Origin of the sequence: Pseudomonas sp. RIT623, from assembly GCF_004519305.1 — a bacterium.
Lineage (GTDB): Bacteria > Pseudomonadota > Gammaproteobacteria > Pseudomonadales > Pseudomonadaceae > Aquipseudomonas.
Genome location: NZ_SOZA01000020.1, coordinates 58,357 through 75,867 on the forward strand (window position 1 = coordinate 58,357; position 17,511 = coordinate 75,867).

Consider the following 17,511-nt stretch of genomic DNA (forward strand, 5'->3'; position numbering starts at 1 on the left):
AAGTGTGCCGTCAGCAAACCGATCTTCCAGTGCCTGTCGGCGGGCGTAGCTCAGTTGGCCGCGATGATGATCATGCCCACCGGCCAGCGTCCTTTTCTTCACACCGTTCGATTGTTGCAGATAGAGCAGCAGCGCTTCCCAGTGGGGCTGACGGTCCCCTACAGCTGCCATTTTGCTGAGCGGATGAGGTAGGCGTTCACCTGACGTTGCAACTAAGCCCCTTCATCTGCAACTGTTCGACCAGCCGTACGAGGTCGGAAAGCTCCAATTGTGGAGCGGCGATAGCGGAGACGCTGGCAACAACCTGCGCCGTATCTGGTTTGGCACGTTACGAATGCGTAGTGACTCTGGCGGCGACACACGGTAGTTCCGTCGATGACCGATATTGCGCTTGGTAGCGGGTACAGACGGACGGTTGTTGGCCGTGAAGTCCCCGTTTTCGCGGGACTGGAATTTGGTGGGTTTTTTGACATACCTCATAGGGTATCTAAAAATTAATAAGCTAGTTATGGCTTTCGATGGAATCGAGCCAGGGAATTTGACGGTTGCCACCGCTTTTGCAAAAAAAGTTCGCACAGGATGACTATCTGAATAAATCACTCGCCAGTAGAGCATGAAACGATATGCTCGGAATTGCTGCGAGCCTAAGGATCATTGACGATTATTCATTACCAATGGAGGAGCTCGCTTTGCGGAAGCCCCCCCATAGTGATCCGCTAAAAAAGCGCAACACATAAAAATGCAGGTGTAGGAGCTGTGCTGCGCTGACTGTAGTGTGTGGGCACCGAAGTGGGTATTGCAGTAACCGCCTGCAATACGTTCTTGGCTTTCAAAAAGCGAGGCCAGTGAAGCCAGCGAGCACAACTAGAACGATGATGCCAAACTAGTATACTTTCTGCAAGGCCTTTTTTTCCAGCAGACTCATCATTGCAGCTTTATCCCAAGAACCACAAAACTTTATACACTCTAAGTCCTGAACAAGCAGAATTGCATCATACCCCAAGCTTGGTTCATTACTCCCTCCTACAGCTTGCAAAGCTAGAGATGCAAATTTTAGCTTTTCGTCGTATGGCACATAGGGACAAGAAATCGCCTCGAAAAATATATAAGCTTTCTGGGCAGAAGATTTAATATCACTTAAATCGAGCAAATACCTACGAAGAGAGTCAATGACTTTTGCGTAAACCAGTGAAAATTTCTTACGACGACCAATATAATATAGCAATACAAATATTTCAAAATACCCCAACTGCCGATTACCCTCGAGCTGAAGGCTTGACACAAGCTCACTTTCAGTCAGCCCATAATCTTTACCTAGGCAACTCGAGACGATCAAAATGTTTAGGATTTCAATTGACGCCGAGTCAGAATACTGTCGGGACAGTTTCGCAAATTCGCTACTTTCGAAGAACTCCAAACACCGCCTGTGAATTTGACCTTTAATCAGCGGCGACTCATCTTTAAATTTTTTATCACAAAATCTAACTATAAACTCCGTGATCTTACACAATTGAACAGCCCCAGAGTGACTAGGGTTTACAGTATAAAAATGAAAAACAAATTCAATTACGACCAGAAAGAAACTTGAGTAACGAGCAGCAACCGCCCCATCCAATTGCCTTTTAATATTTTTTCTGCAGAATTTCACAATAAGATTTGCAATTGCCTTTATCAAGAAGTTGCAAGCCATTGTGTAAGATGAAGGGTCATCAAAGCACAAGGACTTAATCTCATTCACAAAAGATACAACAAGGTATTTTCTTTTTATAAGACGTTTAGGTGCAAATTTTAACTCCCCCTTTTCTTTCTCCACCAACTGTCGTTCTAGAGTCTTGAATCTAGATTTGATCTCCATCATCGTTTGCGTTTGCTTCGTTACAAATGGTCGACCGACCTTAATCGTTTTTGAGTGGTTCAGACTGAGCTTGTATTCTTTAACCTTCTCCTCTATTACCGCAAAAACAATCCGGGCGATTTCGTCGCCTGTGGCGAACAGATATATATCATCTACATACCTACGGATATCGTAGTCCACTCCCTGCATAACTTTCCTGACTGCCAAGGACTCTTTAACATTCCTATCGATGCGCTGGAATATCACCTCAGCAAAAATTCGACTCACTTCTGGACCTATCAATATCCCAGATGAGTCATTATAGTTAGCCGACTCCATTAACTTAGTAAAAACAGATCCAAAGGTATTTCCTACTCCGGAATTGATTTTAAAAAAGTCCTTTTCATGAACAGACCAATTGATAGACTCCGTATAAATGCTGTCAAAACACTTATTTACATCCAAAGCCCAAAAATTTGAATACTTGCGCTCCAGCATCATGAACTCTGCAGAGTCAAAAAAGTTGTATAGCCTTCGATGGCCGCCATAAGAAAAATAAGAAGTCAGATGCTTATATAAATTCTCATTTTTTGAGTCAACCATTTTGTCGCTTTTAAATTCATTCGTAAGTTGGGAGTTATTTGGCTGATAATATTTCCCAGCAATCTTCTTCGGGGCTCTAATGCTGAAGTCACTAACACTGCAAACGTTTATTATTTTATGCTGGAACTCTTTATAGAACTCAACGACCTCAAGCTGCGAAGCCGGATGCAACAGCGAAACCTCTCGAAATGAAAAACTATCCTTCCTGATTTTGTAAGAAAAAGGGACGGTAAAATCAGTTCTTTTCTTGCCAAGCACTATCGCCAGGAAATTCCTAGTTATTCCGTGCTCAACCTCCCGCTCGCCTGAATTAACTTTCAATAAATTGTACACCCCAATATTCTCAAATATTATAGGGACCTCATAAGGGCATGTTTCCGTAAGCACAACACGATCATAATCAGTTTTCCGCACACGCCTTATGCTTTTGGTCATGTATTCAGCTCCATCCCTTTCTAATCTTCTTCAACTCTTGATAACTAAAAGAATAGTAAATTTTATTGTAAAATCCGTTATAAAAGCTGAATTTCGACAAGGCCCGTCTTCTTGTCAAGCTTAATGCTTTTACAATACGCAAATTAAGCGGGTGAGATGTCGAAAACAAAAGACGCTTTAGCATTGCATCAAGCAAATACAAAGAGCATCTTTCACGGTCCGTTTTGAAATGATAGTTATAGTATATCCCAGTCTTTATCTTCACATTAGTGCCGGAGGAGTGTATCTCATAGTTGCCGGTAAGAGCTTTTATCCTCCTCGCAAGCAAATTATAGTCCGCTGCTGCCTTGCGAGAGTGACAATAAGTCAAGAAGGACTTAGAAATTCGCGACTTTATTTTTGCTACTTTGTGACTGGAAATATCTATTTCAATCCTTCTCTTGGGTCTAAAATCTTTGCTTTCAGAGTAGCAATTAAAAATCTTAAACTCATACCCTAGGTAATCGATTTTTTTTGAAACCGCAACACGCGGCACAGTAGGTTCCGCGGCACCAATCACAAATCCACCACGTTTGTAGGACGACTCATCACCTTCATGCAAAGTTAGTTCATCACTCAGGAACGACCTAACATCACTGGTAATGTCTTCGTCAACAATATGATTTGTAATCACGACGATATCGTCTACAAACCTAGCATAGAAACTTACATGGCTTAATCTTTTAACGTGCTCATCGAAGTCCGCTAAATATAGTTCAGAAAGATAGGCGCTCACATCAAGTCCGCGAGGCAAGCCTTGAACGCCCATTTCATTGAAAACCTGGAACAAGGACTCTATTAATTCCAATGTTTTGTTTGAGCAAAGAGACTTGCGTCTTATCAGAGAGAGTAATTTATCTCTGTTTATAGACTCATAAAAAGACACGATATCGTATCTATAGACCTTATAGGGTACACCGTCAGAAAGTGAGGATATTAGTGAAGATACAATCTCACTACGCCCTAACGCCTTCACTCTCGCATTGAGCTTGAGGTTTCTTATAATCAATCTTGACGCGACTGCGGCACACACACTGTTGTATGTGTAAACGGCCTTATTATTCAGCGTGAAGTCATTAAGCGCGCCTTTAAACACAGAGTTACTGTCAATTTTAGCTAAAATTTCTCTTGCCGTAGCTTCATACTCCGCCTTATGATCAGCAGCTTTAGTTTGGTGGTGTCGAGCTATAAATCCCACTAAATTTCTTACTGTGTAAGGTGACTCAATCACAGCGTCACTCCTTAACATATATTGAGGCAACAATGACGGCAAAATATATCAACAGCAACGAAGCTAGGCAAATGATTTCAAAAACTGCTTCGTCCCGTTTCCAAGCTAGCCGAAGGTTCATGCTGCACAATTACTTGTCCCTATTTAGCGTTTCTTTCTTCTCGCTGGTTCTGATTATTACATCTATTCCCCAAGTAGCAAATTATAAATTCCTTGTTAATCCAACCCTTTTTAACATAGGCCAGCTTTCTCTATCCATACTGTTACTTAGCCTCTCAATAGCTATCGGTCTTAGCGATTTCAGTCTTAAATCCCACCAGCACCACGCTTGTGGTATGGAGCTTAATAAACTAGTAACCCTGCTTAAAAATAAATGGGATCAACATTTAAATCCGGTAGAGTATAACGAGTACATTGAAAAATATTATTCGATACTTGAGAAATACGAAAACCATTCAGAAATCGACTATAAAAAAGCTAACCTGACAAAGTGTATTTTTTCTAAGAACTCAGTTTTTTACTACTCGCGCTTCTCTCTATACTTCATCATGATAAGTCTAGCCATAGGTTGGGTGTTCTTTTTGGGAATGCCCGTTAGCAACGAGGTATAGCCCCTTCGAAGATGAGTGTCCGTATCAATTTAATTCTAATCTGCAGTGCTTGGGCACGAAAATGTGACAACAGAATCACACCTGAGAGGCCGTGTGCTCAGATTTAATCGTTCTACCCTATGTGAAACTAAGATCAAGTTGGCAAAAGAAAAGGCGACCTTAGTGGGTTCGCCTTAGGGGACAACTGAAGGGGTGTAGTTGAGGCCCCGCCGAAACAACGTCTATTAGAACCTTATGCTTCAATTACTGAGCGTAGCTAGGCGTCGATTGCTGTCGATCGTGAACATCAGAGTCAGACCTCAATCAGAGTTTGAACACCCATGATTTTTCTAAACGACGAGTAAGCAGTCGCACTGTAAGCAAGTAGTAGTACCGTGTCGCCTCGCTGCGCTGACTCAGTCGATGATCTAAAAACCAAGCAACATGCTTTCTCTGCCAAGCCCAAGGCGTCTCACGCTGCCAGCGTTCTGCAATCGAAATTTGGATAAGCTCTGCCTGCAGCAAATGGCGTTGCCGCGTCGCGTGCGATCCGCTCAGCACGCCAGCTAAAAATAGCTCCATATCGAATGGCTTGATCATGTCCGTCCTCCAATGTAGGCCCCGACTACATCAAGCCTACCGTGTCCCAATTCGTAGCTGATTTGCCGTCGGGTCTCGCCGTCGAGACGCTGATCGATCTGGCAACACTCACCGCCGTTGATGGGGGCGTGGTGCTGGGTGATTTGCTCGTATCGCTCACAGGCGTATGCCGCCCGTAGCTCATGAAAACCTTTGAGGGCGTGGCCGTGGAGGATTTCCCGCGCAGGACGGACAACTTTCTGTAGAACGCTCCGGTAGCTTTCGCTGGGTGCAATCAGGTTGTGGCTACCCGCCGGCGACACCTGCGCTGCAAATTCAATCGCGCCACGAATATGCTCATCCACCTTAATCCAACGGGCTGCCGATGCCCCGGCGCGGCCGCCTTTGGTGCCGTCCTGGATGTTGATCTTGCCTAATTGTTCAGCCTCACGACTTAGCCGTGGCAGGTCGGCCAAGATGGCCTCACGCAAGCGCATGCCGGTGGCTCGCGCCAACAGGACGATCGCTGCGGCTCGTAGCTGATGACGGCTGCAAAGTGCGTGGACGATCTGTTTAACCTGTTCGGGGTCTTGGCCTTGCGGCACCGACTTTCGAACCCCGGTACGCTGCATACCCAACGCCTTGCTTGGGCTGGGCAACTTCACGTACTGATCACCGCGAAGCGCCGCCATGGTCCTGTTAACGCTGGATAGCCGGTTTTGTGCGGTGCTGACGGCGAGCTCACCGCGCCCTACCAAGTCGCGCAGATACGCCGCATAGTCGGCCAACACCTTCCGATCAACCTGCCGCGCATCGTTGATACCAGGCCCTTGTTCGGAGCGGCACCACTTCACGAACGCTAACCAGCGATCACAATGCGCCTTGACCGTGCCGTAGTGGCCACCGCCGAACATGTCTTTCAGTGCCTGAGGTCCTGCGTAACTCAATTGCCTGCCGTAGCCGAAATTACGACCATCGCGTCTACCCACCAATGCCATATCGGTCACCTCATCTCTTGCTCTCCACTCCTCGCCCCACGTCATCCCGCCAGGAATGCTGAGTGTTATCAGGGATCAAGGCCCCTGCGACCTGTGAGGATGTCCACTACGCGGGACTGGCGGCTCCTTACGTCCGGGAGCAAGGGCATCTCATGATCTGGCCTCCTGAGCACCGTTACCGGTGGGCGGGTGGAGGCTGCATTGGCTGACGAGACCAGTGCCGCGAGATCCTGAGCCAGGTGCAAGCAGCAATGCGATGACCGGGGCATGCCTGACTGTCAGTCAGGGTGCAGTCCATTCCCTGGTCTGCGGCACCATCATTTACATGGCTGTTGCTGGTGACATCGGCGTTTGTCACGCCGATTGTCACGAGGGGGAGTGCCGCAAAGCCATGTGCGATCAGGGCTGCAGCAGGGGTAGAAGTGCCCGTCTCTTTCCAGGAGAAAGAGACGGGCACAGGTTGGCGCAATATTCGGCCAAGCGGATAGGTTGCTGCAGGGCAGCGCAATAGGAAGTGTCGTCTGGCGCACGAGGGCCATGAAATGTAGTTGGCATCCATCACCGGGGAGGTGACCGGGCGAGCTGCCGGATGCGAATCGCCATTTGGGGGGAGAACCACCGCGGCAGCGGCGTGACCTTCAAGGTTCGGGCCACCTGGGTTGCTGTCATCGACAGCGCTTGCACGGCCAGTTCTACACCTGTGGATAAACCCGGTCAAGGGCCGAGATTCAGCGCTCATGGGGACGTGAAAAGCGGTTATCCATTGGTGGAATTCCGTGGTAAATCCCGGACAACGTCGTTGCTTTTAGCTCTTCAAAGTAAGGTCCATCCAAACAGGGCGGCTTTGCAGCCCTGTTTGGATGGACCCGCGCTGAGAAGCGGATAAGCGAGGCTGCTTGCCCTGAATCTTGAACGCTCAGTTGCTGCCGTTGTTGCGCCTGCATAGCGCTAGCGTATCGGCACCACGTTCTTGTCTCTGACTTGGCCGTACGCTGAGGCGAGCAGGCTGCCGGTGGCGGCTTTCTGGATGTACTCACTCCACCAGGCCATCATCGGGCGACGGCGCTCGATGTAGTCGGCTCGGTTGTAGGCGCTCCGCACCTCATCCTTGTCGACGTGCGCCAGGGCCACCTCGATGAGCTCCGGATCCCACCCATGCTCATTCAAGATGGTGCTGGCCATCGAACGCATGCCATGGCTCACCAAACGGTCCTGGAAGCCCATGCGTTTCAACGCCATGTTGGCCGTTTGGCTATTGGCGTGGGTGCGCGGATTTCTGTCTGCCGGGAAGACGTATTCGCGATGGCCGCTATGGGTCTTCAGTGACTCCAACAGTGCGACAGCGTGATCACTCAACGGGATGCTGTGAGGGCGGCGCTTCTTCATCCGCTCTGCTGGGATGGTCCAGACACGCCTTTCAAAGTCGATGTCTGCCCAGCGAGTAGTCGCCGCCTCGGTAGGGCGAGTCATGGTGTGCAACTGCCATTCGATCAGGCAGCGGGTCGTGCGTTTGATACTGGCGTTCGCGATCTCCAGCATGAGCTCGGGGAGCTCTTCGGGTGGAAGCGCGGCCATGTTCTCTTTCTTGGGCTTCTTGAATACTGCCCTGATACCGCTGAGTGGGTTGGCGAAGATCAAACCGGAATTCACGCCGTAGGTCATGATCTCGTTCAGCCGCTGGCTAAGACGCTTGACCGTTTCCAAGCTGCCTTTCGCTTCTATTGGACGAAGTAATCCAATCACCATCGGCGCGGTGATTTTCACCAGTGGTGTCGTTCTCAAGTCGGGGAACACATGCAGTGTAAGCGACCGCCAGATGTCCTCGGCGTAGGCCGGGGTGACCGAGTCTTTCTTGAGCTCGAACCAGGCGGTGGCCACGTTTTCGAAGGTGTGTTCCGTTTCTGCGCGCTTGGCTTCATTCAACGTATTGCGCTGCACCTTCGGATCGATACCTTGGGCGAGCAGCTCGCGCGCATCGACTGCCATCTTTCGTGCATTCGCCAGTGACAGTTCTGGATAGGTCCCGAAGCCGATGTTGATGCGCTTCTTGGTCACCGGTTCGCGGTAGTTGAAATTCCACAGCAACGAGCCGTTGCTGCGTACCCGGAGCTGCAAACCGTCACCGTCAGTAAGGACGTAATCCTTGGACGCCGGTTTGACTCCCTTGAGCTGTCGATCGGAGAGGCGGAGGTTTTGAGCAGGCATGAGATTGTCCTCAGGCACTGATTCGGTATTCCAAAGATTAGCACCGGGTGAGATGGAATACCGTCTGGAATACCCGAATGGCTGGAACTCAAAAACTCTCGAAAGACCGCAAAAGCGCTGGAGGCCGCATATTTACTGGGTTTCAGGCACAAAAAAAGACGTCCGTGGACGTCTTTTTTTGATCATTTGGTGGAGCCGGGGGGATTTGAACCCCCGTCCGCCAGTACTCCGCTGTCGGTACTACATGCTTAGCCGTGTCTACTGAGTTAATCCGCAGCCGCCCGACGGGCAGGGTGCTTTGGACGAGTTGGGTAAGTTTTAGTCGCTTCGCCCCCAACGTGCTGCACGACGATCCTGTTCTGTATGACAATCATTTCGGGTTTACAGGCATCCCCTGATGATTGCTGGAGCCGAAGCTACCAGGAGAGCGGGCTCAGCTGCTTACGCAGCGAGAGCGTAGCCCTCGTAGTTTTCGTCATTGGCAACTATAGAAAGTTGCAACAGTGGATTTACGAGTTCTGTTACCAACTCGGCATGCACCTAGAGTTTCGCTACCGGCGTCGAATCCTAATCGGCCCCACACTCAGCTCTAGCTGGCGTCCCTTTTACAGGATGCGAGGTGGAGTATACGCCTTTGCGCGAGCGGCGTCGACAGGCGGGCCGCCCGGCGCTGCATCAGCTGCCGCTGCCACCGGCCGAGCCGCTGCCTTTCTCGGTTTTTTCCAGGCGTTCGAGCACCTTGCTGGTGATGGCGATGCACTCCTTGTTGTCACCGGCGGCCTGGGCGGCCTTGGCTTTGTCGACGTGCTCGGTGATGGCCTTGTCCAGGCCTTCGGAGGTGGCGCCGACGGTGGCCATGCTGTCGTCGATCTTCTGCAGGTTGATGGCGCACAGGTCATCGGCGGCGAACACAGGCGAGGCCAGCAGGGTCGCGGCCGCGAACAGGGCGGATAGCGCAGTGCCTTTCATGGGAATCTCCTTGTGCAGGCCTCTGGAGGTGGGCCTGAACGGTGGACGGTCGACAGTGGGTGAGGGTTCAATCGGCGTGAGGGGGCGCTGGTGCGGGACGGCGATGCAAGGGCTGTATCGCGGGGCAAGCCCGCTCCTACGTTTGCGCCTTGGACGTTGTTACTCGTCATCTTCATAAAAATAGCGCGATCGTTTGAAAAGCAATCGATAGCCTACGAGCGCCAACAGTGTTCCCCAGTCGCCGCCATCGAGATGCCACACCTGTTGTTCGCGCAGCTGAGTGCAGGTGGTAATGCCGGTCGCGGTGAGCACGACATAAAGCACGCATCGGATGGTTCTTGATTTGAAGGCCCAGTCGAGCAAGACGCCCGTGATCATCAAGCAAGTGAGGAAGTAGAGTGTCGTCATGGCGTGCCTGGTCAGATTATGAGGAGCATGGAGGAGGTTTGTGGACCTATGCCGCCAGTAACTCGGGCATATAGTGAAACCAGCACATCACCGGCATGAAACGTGGGCAGCCTGCTTTTGGCCAACTGGCTAGTCGTGGTACCGGCTGCGCCTCCGGCAACCAGTCCGGCGGCAAACCCTGCCGGGCCACCGACAAGGGTCGTTACCGCTTGGCTTACTGAGGCACCCAGCAGGTTCAAGATGTCGTGGCGCTGCTCATGCAACCGATCCCCCTGCAAACGACTGAGTGGCCGCGATACGGCGACGCGCATATGGCACGGCAACTTGCCGGGCAGCATCCTGTCGTACAGCTGCGCCACTTTTTCGACGACCTGGTAATGCCCCTTGTGCACGAACGGCAAGCTCAAGGTACGCAGGTGACAGCATTGCTCGGGCGCAATCACCAACTCGTTCACGTCGAAGACAACGCCGTGCGGGGTAATGACTCGATAGGTCTTGTCGACTTGCATGCGTGCTTCCCTTGCCGGGCCCCGTGGAGCCAGGAGCCGAGGCATCGAACGATGCCACTGGGAGGAACGCGCGGCTATTCAGCCGGGGCTGAATGACCTGTACGAAAGGTCTGCAGGCGGTTCGCCGGCAAGCCGGCTCCTACAGTCTGCCGTGAGCAGGTAGGAGCCAGCTTTGCTGGCGAAGCGGTTGGCGCGATGTCAGGCCTTGCGCGCTCGGGTCACCCGGTCCACCAGGTACACCAGCCCGTGGTAGTCGATGCCGCTATGGCTCGACAAGCCGATCTCGCAGGTGCGGCTGGTGGAGATCCCTTCCTCGCAATACTGCACCGCGTCCTTGAGCGTGCGCAGCGAGTGGGCGTTGAGCTCGGGTGTGGTGAAGCCCTTGTCGCCGGCGAAGCCGCAGCAGTGGATGCCTTCGGGGATCACCACCTGCTTGCTGCAGCGCCGCGCCAGGTCGATCAGCGCCTGGCTTTCGCCCAGGTGCTGGGTGCTGCAGGTCACGTGCACAGCCACCGGGGCGTCCTGGGGGGTGAACTCCAGCTTGTCCAGCAGATGGGTGCGGATGAAACGCACCGGGTCGTATAGGTCGAGCCGGGTTTCGCCCAGGTCCTGCACCAGGCGCAGGGTGCAGGGGCTGGTGTCGCAGTAGATCGGGTCGAGGCCGCCGCGGCTGGCGTGCAGCAGCGCGGTGATCAGTTCCTGGCGCTTGTGCTCGGCTTGCTCGGGGTAGCCCTTGGAGGCGAACGGCTGGCCGCAGCACAGGCTGTCGGCGTTGTCGGGGAACACCACCTGGTAGCCGGCCTTTTCCAGCAGGGCGCGGGTCTTGTCGAGCAGTGAGCTCTGCTCGCGGTCGGCATAGGCGGGGCCCATCACGCGCGAAACACAGGCGGCGAGGTAGACCACGCGGGGCCGGGCGTCGTTGCTCGCTGGGCCGAAGTCCATCGTGCGCAACGGCTGGGGCATGGCCGGGGTCCACTGGGGCAGGCGGCCTTTGCTGGCCTTGCTCAGTGATGCACTGAAACGCCCGAGGCGTGGGGCGCCGAGCAGCTTGCGGGCGGTGTTGGCGGCGCTGAGGGTGAAGCGCGCGCCGTTCAGGGCTGTGTGGAAATGCTCGGCCAGCCAGTCGGCGGCCTTGGTGTGGTCGGCGGCCTGGGCGCGCAGCTTCTTCACCAACTCGCCGGTGTTGATGCCCACCGGGCAGCGCTGGGCGCACAGGCCGGTGGCGGCGCAGGTGTCGAGGCCTTGGTACTGGTAGGTTTGCAGCAGTTCGCGGGTGTCCAGGCCGGCGCGTTGCTTGGCCTGGATGTCGCGCCACATGACGATGCGCTGGCGCGGGCTGAGGGTCAGGCCTTTGGACGGGCACACCGGTTCGCAGAAACCGCACTCGATGCACTTGTCGACGATCTCGTCGGCGGCGGGCAGCGGCTTGAGGTTCTTCAGGTGGATGTCGGGATCTTCGCTCAGCACCACGTCGGGGTTGAGGATGCCGTTGGGGTCGAGCAGGCGCTTGAGCTGCCACATCAGCTGGTAGGCATCGTGGCCCCACTCCAGCTCCACGAACGGCGCCATGTTGCGCCCGGTGCCGTGCTCGGCCTTGAGCGAGCCACCGAACTCCACCGCCACCAGTTGCGCCACGTCGTCCATGAAGGCCTGGTAGCGGGCCACCTCCTCGGCGCTGTTGAAGCCCTGGGTGAAGACGAAGTGCAGGTTGCCTTCCAGGGCGTGGCCGAAAATGATCGCCTCGTCGTAGCGGTGCTTGTCGAACAGCTGGATCAGGCGGTTGACGCCTTCGGCCAGTTGCTCGATGGGGAAGGTGACGTCCTCGATGATCACCGTGGTGCCGGTCTGGCGCACGGCGCCGACGGCGGGGAAGGTGTCCTTGCGGATTTTCCATAGCTGGTTGTACACCGCTGGGTCTTCGCTGAACGCGACCTTCTGTTCCAGCGGGTAGTCGGCGATGGACGCCATCACCTGCTCGAGCTGTTCGTGCAGCAGGCTCTGGCTGGCGGCGCGGCACTCGATCAGCAGGGCGCAGGCGTTGGCCGACAGGTCCTTGACCCAGCCGGGCATGCCCGGCATGGCCTGCACCGAGCGCAGGCTGCGGCGATCGAGCAGTTCCACCGCCGACACCGGCTGGCGCTTGAGCACGGTCACGGCGCGGCAGCAGCTTTCGACGCTGGGGAACACCAGCAGCGCGCTGGCCTTGTGCGGGTGGTCGGGCACGGTGTCGTAGGTGACCGCGCTGATGAAGCCCAGGGTACCTTCGGAGCCGACCAGCAGGTGCTGGAGGATATCGAGGGGCTGGTCGTAGTCCACCAGCGCATTGAGTGACAGACCGGTTGTGTTCTTGAGGCGGTATTTGTGCCGGATGCGGTCGGCCAGTTCGGTATTGGCGCGGGTCTCGCGACCAAGGCGGGCGAGCGCTGCCAGCAGATCGGCATGGCTGTTTTCGAAGGCGGCGACACTGGCCGGGTCTTCGCTGTCCAGGCGGGTGCCGTCGGCCAGCACCAGGCGCAGGCCGGCCAGGGTATGGTAGGTGTTCTGCGCGGTGCCGCAGCACATGCCGCTGGCGTTGTTGGCGACGATGCCGCCGATCTTGCAGGCGTTGATCGAGGCTGGGTCCGGGCCGATCTTGCGGCCATAGGGCGCCAGCCAGGCATTGGCCTGGGCGCCGATCACCCCGGGCTGCAGGCGAATCTGCTCGCCCTGGCCGCGAATCTCCTTACCGTTCCAGTTATCGCCAAGCACGATCAGCACCGAGTCGCTGATGGCCTGGCCAGACAGGCTGGTGCCGGCGGCGCGGAAGGTCACCGGCACGCGATCGCGCTGGGCCAGCTTGATCAGTTCGACCACTTCGTCCTCGGACTCGACACGCACCACCAGCTTGGGAATCAGCCGGTAGAAGCTGGCGTCGGTGCCGAAGGCCAGGGTCGAGGTGGGGTCGTCGAAGCGGCGTTCGGCGGGGATCAGGCGCTCGGCATCACGCAGGAACGCGGCGGGCAGGCTCATGCAGTCTCCTCGTGGGGCCGCGGCGTCTGGCGCGCGGCGTGCCCCGGGCAATCAGGCGTTGGCGGGCGCTCAGGCGCCCAGTTCGCGGACCAGCGAGTCGCGGGTGATCTCGCTGATGGACTTGGCGCCGGTCAGCACCATGGCCACGCGCATTTCTTTCTCGAACAGCTCCAGCAGGTTCTTCACCCCGGCCTCGCCATGGGTGGCCAGGGCATAGAGGAAGGCGCGGCCGATCAGCACGGTGTCGGCGCCCAGGGCGATCATGCGCACCACGTCGAGGCCGCTGCGGATGCCGGAGTCGGCGAGGATCTTGATGTCGCCCTTCACCGCGTCGGCGATCGCCGGCAGGGCGCGGGCGCTGGACAGCACGCCGTCGAGCTGGCGGCCGCCGTGGTTGGAGACGACGATGCCGTCGGCGCCGAACTTGACCGCGTCGCGGGCGTCGTTGGCGTCGAGGATGCCCTTGATGATCATCGGGCCGTCCCAGAATTCGCGAATCCACTCCAGGTCCTTCCAGGAGATGGACGGGTCGAAGTTGTTGCCCAGCCAGCCGATGTAGTCGGCCAGGCCCGTGGGGTTGCCACGGTACTTGGAGATGTTGCCCAGGTCGTGCGGGCGGCCGAGCAGGCCGACGTCCAGGGCCCATTGCGGGTGGGTCATGGCCTGCCACACGCGGCGCAGTGGCGCGTTCGGGCCGCTCATGCCCGAGTGGGCATCGCGGTAGCGCGCGCCGGGCACCGGCATGTCGACGGTGAACACCAGGGTCTTCACCCCGGCGGCCTTGGCCCGCTCCAGGGCGTTGCGCATGAAGCCACGGTCCTTGAGCACGTACAGCTGGAACCACATCGGCCGGTCGATGGCCGGGGCCACTTCTTCGATCGGGCACACCGACACGGTGGACATGGTGAAGGGGATGCCGTGGGCGGCGGCGGCGCGGGCGGCCTGCACTTCGCCGCGACGAGCGTACATGCCGGTGAGGCCGACCGGGGCCAGGGCCACGGGCATGCTCAGGGTCTCGTCGAACAGCTTGGTCTCGAGACTGAGCTCGGACATGTTGTTCAGCACGCGCTGGCGCAGGGCGATGCTGGCCAGGTCCGAGACGTTGTGGCGCAGGGTGTGCTCGGCGTAGGCGCCGCCGTCGGCGTAGTGGAACAGGAAAGGAGGCAGCTTGCGTTGGGCCGCGGCGCGATAGTCGGTGGAGGCGGAAATGATCATGGATTCTCGCAGCGTGGGTTGAAGGAAGATCCCGGGCGCTGGTCGCGCCCGGGCCCTTTCACTTTAGTGATGAACCAGCATGCCGGTCAGCCAATAGGCCTGAACCAGGGTGATCAGGCCGACGATGGTGGCGAAGAACAGGCTGTGCTTGACGGTGAAACGGAACAGGTCGGACTCCTTGCCGACCAGGCCGGTGGCGGCGCAGGCCACGGCGATCGACTGCGGCGAGATCATCTTGCCGGTCACGCCGCCGCTGGTGTTGGCGGCCACCAGCAGGGTGTCGTTGACCCCGATCTGGTGCGCGGTGGTGGCCTGCAGCGAGCTGAACAGGGCGTTGGACGAGGTGTCCGAGCCGGTCAGGAACACGCCCAGCCAGCCCAGGAACGGCGAGAAGAACGGGAACGCCGCACCGGTGCCGGCCAGTACCAGGGCCATGGTCGAGGACATGCCCGAGTAGTTGGTGACGAAGGCGAAAGCCAGCACCATGCCGATCGACAGGATCGGCCAGCGCAGTTCCCAGAAGGTCTCTTTCAAAGTGGTCAGACCAGTTTTTAAGTTGATCTTCAGCACCGCCATGGAAATCAGCGCCGAGAGGAAGATCGCGGTGCCGGTGGCGGAGATCGGGTCGAGCTTGAACACCGCCGGCATGGCGGTTGGCGCGGTGACGATCGGCGCGGTCTTGATCACCAGTTGGTCGAGGTGCGGGATGGCGAAGTTGAACACCAAGTTGTACATCGCCCCGCCTGGGGCGAAGGCTGCCTTGAATGGCTTGAGGGTCCAGATGGTCACCAGCACGGTGAGGATCAAAAACGGCGACCAGGCCTTGAAGATCTCGCCGAAGCTGTACGGCGAAGGCTGGCTGCCACTCGCTTGCGCCACGGCGGCGCCGACGCTGCCCTTGGCTTCGCTGAACGCGCGCTTGGGCTGCCAGACCTTCAGGAACAGGGTCAGGGCGATCAGGCTGGCCAGGGCCGAGGTGATGTCGGGCAGTTCCGGGCCGATGAAGTTGGAGGTGAAGTACTGGGTGACGGCGAAGCTCAGGCCGGCCACCAGCGCGGCGGGCCAGGTTTCTTTCACGCCGCGCAGGCCATCCATCATGAACACCAGCCAGAACGGCACGAACAGCGACAGCAACGGCAGCTGGCGGCCGGTCATGGCGCCAATGTGGAAGGCGTCGATGCCAGTGACTTGCCCAGCGACGATGATCGGGATGCCCAGGGCGCCGAAGGCCACCGGCGCGGTGTTGGCGATCAGGCACAGGCCGGCGGCGTACAGCGGGTTGAAGCCCAGGCCCACGAGCAGCGCGGCGGTGATCGCCACCGGCGCGCCGAAGCCGGCCGCGCCTTCGAGGAAGGCACCGAAGCAGAAGCCGATCAGCAGCACTTGCAGGCGCTGGTCGTCGGTGATGGACAGCACCGAGCTGCGGATCACTTCGAACTGGCCGCTCTTGACCGTGAGTTTGTAGAGGAACACCGCCGCGACGATGATCCAGGCAATCGGCCACAGGCCGTAGAGGAAGCCGTAGCCGGCGGCGGCCAGGGCCATGTCGACAGGCATCTGGAAGGCGAAGATGGCCACCAGGATCGACAGTGCCAGGGTGATGCTGCCAGCGACGTGGCCTTTGAGGCGGAACACGGCGAGGGCGAGGAAGAAGAACACGATGGGGATGACCGCCGCCAGTGCGGACAGGCCAAGACTACCAAGCGGGCTATAGAGTTGTTGCCAGGTTTGCATATGGGGTGGCCCCTAATTGTTGTTGGTCAGGCACTGGCATTGGATAATTGGTAAGACCAATTTACAATGGCTGGTCGCTAGGTTAAGAGCGCCATTGCGGGTGTGTCAATTTGTCCTGGGGAAAACTTTGGTCGGATGCCGATGAGCGGGCATCTGCGCGGTGCTGAAAATCGCTATCTGATGGGTGTCGGCCTGGGCGCGATAGGCGCAGAATAGGCGGCCCCCGGATCCGCACCCCGGGGTTCGTGGAGAGCATGTGATGGTTTTTGATCAGGTCCGACAGCGGCGCCTGTCCGACGACATCGTCGATCGGTTGGAAGGGATGATTCTCGAGGGCACCCTCACCTCAGGCCAGCGCCTGCCGGCCGAGCGTGCCTTGGCCGAGCAGTTCGGCGTGTCCCGCCCCTCGCTGCGCGAGGCGATCCAGAAGCTGGTGGCCAAGGGGTTGCTGGTCAGTCGCCAGGGCGGTGGCAACTATGTGGCCGAGTCGCTGGGCTCGACCTTCAGCGACCCGCTGCTCAAGTTGCTCGAAGGCAGCCCCGAGGCGCAGCGCGACCTGCTGGAGTTTCGTCATACCCTGGAGGCGTCCTGCGCCTATTACGCCGCGCAGCGCGCCACCGAGCCTGATCGGCAGCGCTTGAAGACGGCGTTCGACGCCCTGCAGGACTGTTACAACCGCGTTGGCGAGGTCGACCGGGCAGAGGAGGGCGCCGCCGATGCGCGTTTCCACCTGGCCATTGCCGAGGCCAGCCACAACGCGGTGCTGCTGCACACTATCCGCGGGCTGTTCGACCTGCTCAAGCGCAACGTGGTGACCAACATCGGCGGCATGTACCAGCAACGCAGCGAGACCCGCGACATGCTGATCAGCCAGCATCGCGAGCTGTATCTGGCGATTGTCGAGGGGCGGGCGGACGATGCGCGGGAGGTGTCGAGCCGGCACATCCTGTATGTGCAGGAGGTGCTGCAGGAGGCGCAGCAGGAGGCCCAGCGGGTAGCGCGGGCGGAGCGGCGCAGCGGGCGCTGAGACGCGGCAGGCGCGGGTCTTGTAGGAGTGGCCTTGTGCCGCGAAAAGGGCGCGCAGCGGCCTCGGGATCTTTGTACCACTCAAGATCGTCGGGGGCTGCTTCGCAGCCCTTTCGCGACACGAGGC

13 protein-coding genes and 1 other RNA gene are annotated in these 17,511 nt (G+C 57.0%); 2 read left to right on the forward strand and 12 right to left on the reverse strand.

The genetic code is table 11. The annotated features are described in order from the left end of the window. Positions 1-883 precede the first annotated feature (883 nt). Together drt3b and drt3a are read right to left on the reverse strand one after the other, a co-directional pair. Complete coding sequence (gene drt3b / locus E3U47_RS15015; protein ID WP_134692362.1) at positions 884-2,872, reverse strand: antiviral reverse transcriptase Drt3b; 1,989 nt, start codon at positions 2,870-2,872, stop codon at positions 884-886. Between the two features lie 4 nt (positions 2,873-2,876). Next, on the reverse strand, positions 2,877-4,142 hold the full coding sequence (gene drt3a, locus E3U47_RS15020) for an antiviral reverse transcriptase Drt3a (RefSeq protein ID WP_167659490.1): 1,266 nt from the start codon (positions 4,140-4,142) through the stop codon (positions 2,877-2,879). 32 nt (positions 4,143-4,174) lie between these two features. Here drt3a and E3U47_RS15025 point away from each other — a divergent pair, with 32 nt between their 5' ends. Continuing rightward, entirely contained in the window at positions 4,175-4,753 is a 579-nt protein-coding gene (locus E3U47_RS15025; RefSeq protein WP_134692366.1) for an SLATT domain-containing protein, read from the forward strand. 303 nt (positions 4,754-5,056) lie between these two features. On the opposite strand, the gene E3U47_RS15030 is transcribed toward E3U47_RS15025, so the two are convergent. The 10 genes from E3U47_RS15030 to E3U47_RS15080 form a co-directional block, all read right to left on the reverse strand. After that, positions 5,057-5,332: a hypothetical protein gene (locus E3U47_RS15030; RefSeq protein ID WP_134692368.1), complete on the reverse strand. Its 276-nt coding sequence runs from the start codon at positions 5,330-5,332 to the stop codon at positions 5,057-5,059. Next, a complete protein-coding gene (locus E3U47_RS15035) occupies positions 5,329-6,309 on the reverse strand; it encodes an integrase domain-containing protein (RefSeq protein ID WP_134692370.1) in 981 nt (326 codons plus the stop codon). Before E3U47_RS15035 ends, E3U47_RS15030 begins: the two co-directional genes overlap by 4 nt. Positions 6,310-7,257: 948 nt before the next feature. After that, the gene (locus E3U47_RS15045) at positions 7,258-8,514 is read right to left on the reverse strand and encodes an integrase domain-containing protein (protein ID WP_134692372.1); all 1,257 of its coding nucleotides are present in this window, start codon (positions 8,512-8,514) and stop codon (positions 7,258-7,260) included. Between the two features lie 187 nt (positions 8,515-8,701). Continuing rightward, positions 8,702-9,093: a transfer-messenger RNA gene (ssrA, locus tag E3U47_RS15050) on the reverse strand. A gap of 96 nt (positions 9,094-9,189) precedes the next feature. After that, positions 9,190-9,483 carry a hypothetical protein gene (locus E3U47_RS15055; protein ID WP_134692374.1) on the reverse strand — a complete coding sequence of 98 codons (294 nt, stop codon included), beginning with the start codon at positions 9,481-9,483 and terminating at the stop codon, positions 9,190-9,192. Between the two features lie 159 nt (positions 9,484-9,642). Next, positions 9,643-9,891, reverse strand: coding sequence for a hypothetical protein (locus E3U47_RS15060; RefSeq protein ID WP_134692376.1), 249 nt, complete (start codon positions 9,889-9,891; stop codon positions 9,643-9,645). A gap of 11 nt (positions 9,892-9,902) precedes the next feature. Next, on the reverse strand, positions 9,903-10,400 hold the full coding sequence (locus E3U47_RS15065; protein ID WP_134692378.1) for a hypothetical protein: 498 nt from the start codon (positions 10,398-10,400) through the stop codon (positions 9,903-9,905). Positions 10,401-10,598: 198 nt separating this feature from the next. Beyond that, on the reverse strand, positions 10,599-13,409 hold the full coding sequence (locus tag E3U47_RS15070) for an FAD-binding and (Fe-S)-binding domain-containing protein (RefSeq protein ID WP_134692380.1): 2,811 nt from the start codon (positions 13,407-13,409) through the stop codon (positions 10,599-10,601). 69 nt (positions 13,410-13,478) lie between these two features. Beyond that, a complete protein-coding gene (gene lldD / locus E3U47_RS15075; RefSeq protein ID WP_134692382.1) occupies positions 13,479-14,624 on the reverse strand; it encodes an FMN-dependent L-lactate dehydrogenase LldD in 1,146 nt (381 codons plus the stop codon). 63 nt (positions 14,625-14,687) lie between these two features. Further along, positions 14,688-16,358 (reverse strand): lactate permease LctP family transporter, encoded by a 1,671-nt coding sequence (locus E3U47_RS15080; RefSeq protein ID WP_134692384.1) that lies wholly within the window; start codon positions 16,356-16,358, stop codon positions 14,688-14,690. A 259-nt stretch (positions 16,359-16,617) separates the two neighbouring features. On the opposite strand from E3U47_RS15080, the gene E3U47_RS15085 reads away from it, so the two are divergent. Next, complete coding sequence (locus E3U47_RS15085) at positions 16,618-17,385, forward strand: FCD domain-containing protein (protein WP_134692386.1); 768 nt, start codon at positions 16,618-16,620, stop codon at positions 17,383-17,385. Positions 17,386-17,511 lie beyond the last annotated feature (126 nt).

Bases quoted from the DNA above. Each gene is read 5' to 3' on its own strand.
- drt3b (WP_134692362.1), bottom strand. From the start codon at position 2,872: ATGACCAAAAGCATAAGGCGTGTGCGGAAAACTGATTATGATCGTGTT.
- E3U47_RS15025 (WP_134692366.1), top strand. From the start codon at position 4,175: ATGACGGCAAAATATATCAACAGCAACGAAGCTAGGCAAATGATTTCA.
- E3U47_RS15030 (WP_134692368.1), bottom strand. From the start codon at position 5,332: ATGATCAAGCCATTCGATATGGAGCTATTTTTAGCTGGCGTGCTGAGC.
- E3U47_RS15035 (WP_134692370.1), bottom strand. From the start codon at position 6,309: ATGGCATTGGTGGGTAGACGCGATGGTCGTAATTTCGGCTACGGCAGG.
- E3U47_RS15045 (WP_134692372.1), bottom strand. From the start codon at position 8,514: ATGCCTGCTCAAAACCTCCGCCTCTCCGATCGACAGCTCAAGGGAGTC.
- E3U47_RS15055 (WP_134692374.1), bottom strand. From the start codon at position 9,483: ATGAAAGGCACTGCGCTATCCGCCCTGTTCGCGGCCGCGACCCTGCTG.
- E3U47_RS15060 (WP_134692376.1), bottom strand. From the start codon at position 9,891: ATGACGACACTCTACTTCCTCACTTGCTTGATGATCACGGGCGTCTTG.
- E3U47_RS15065 (WP_134692378.1), bottom strand. From the start codon at position 10,400: ATGCAAGTCGACAAGACCTATCGAGTCATTACCCCGCACGGCGTTGTC.
- E3U47_RS15070 (WP_134692380.1), bottom strand. From the start codon at position 13,409: ATGAGCCTGCCCGCCGCGTTCCTGCGTGATGCCGAGCGCCTGATCCCC.
- lldD (WP_134692382.1), bottom strand. From the start codon at position 14,624: ATGATCATTTCCGCCTCCACCGACTATCGCGCCGCGGCCCAACGCAAG.
- E3U47_RS15080 (WP_134692384.1), bottom strand. From the start codon at position 16,358: ATGCAAACCTGGCAACAACTCTATAGCCCGCTTGGTAGTCTTGGCCTG.
- E3U47_RS15085 (WP_134692386.1), top strand. From the start codon at position 16,618: ATGGTTTTTGATCAGGTCCGACAGCGGCGCCTGTCCGACGACATCGTC.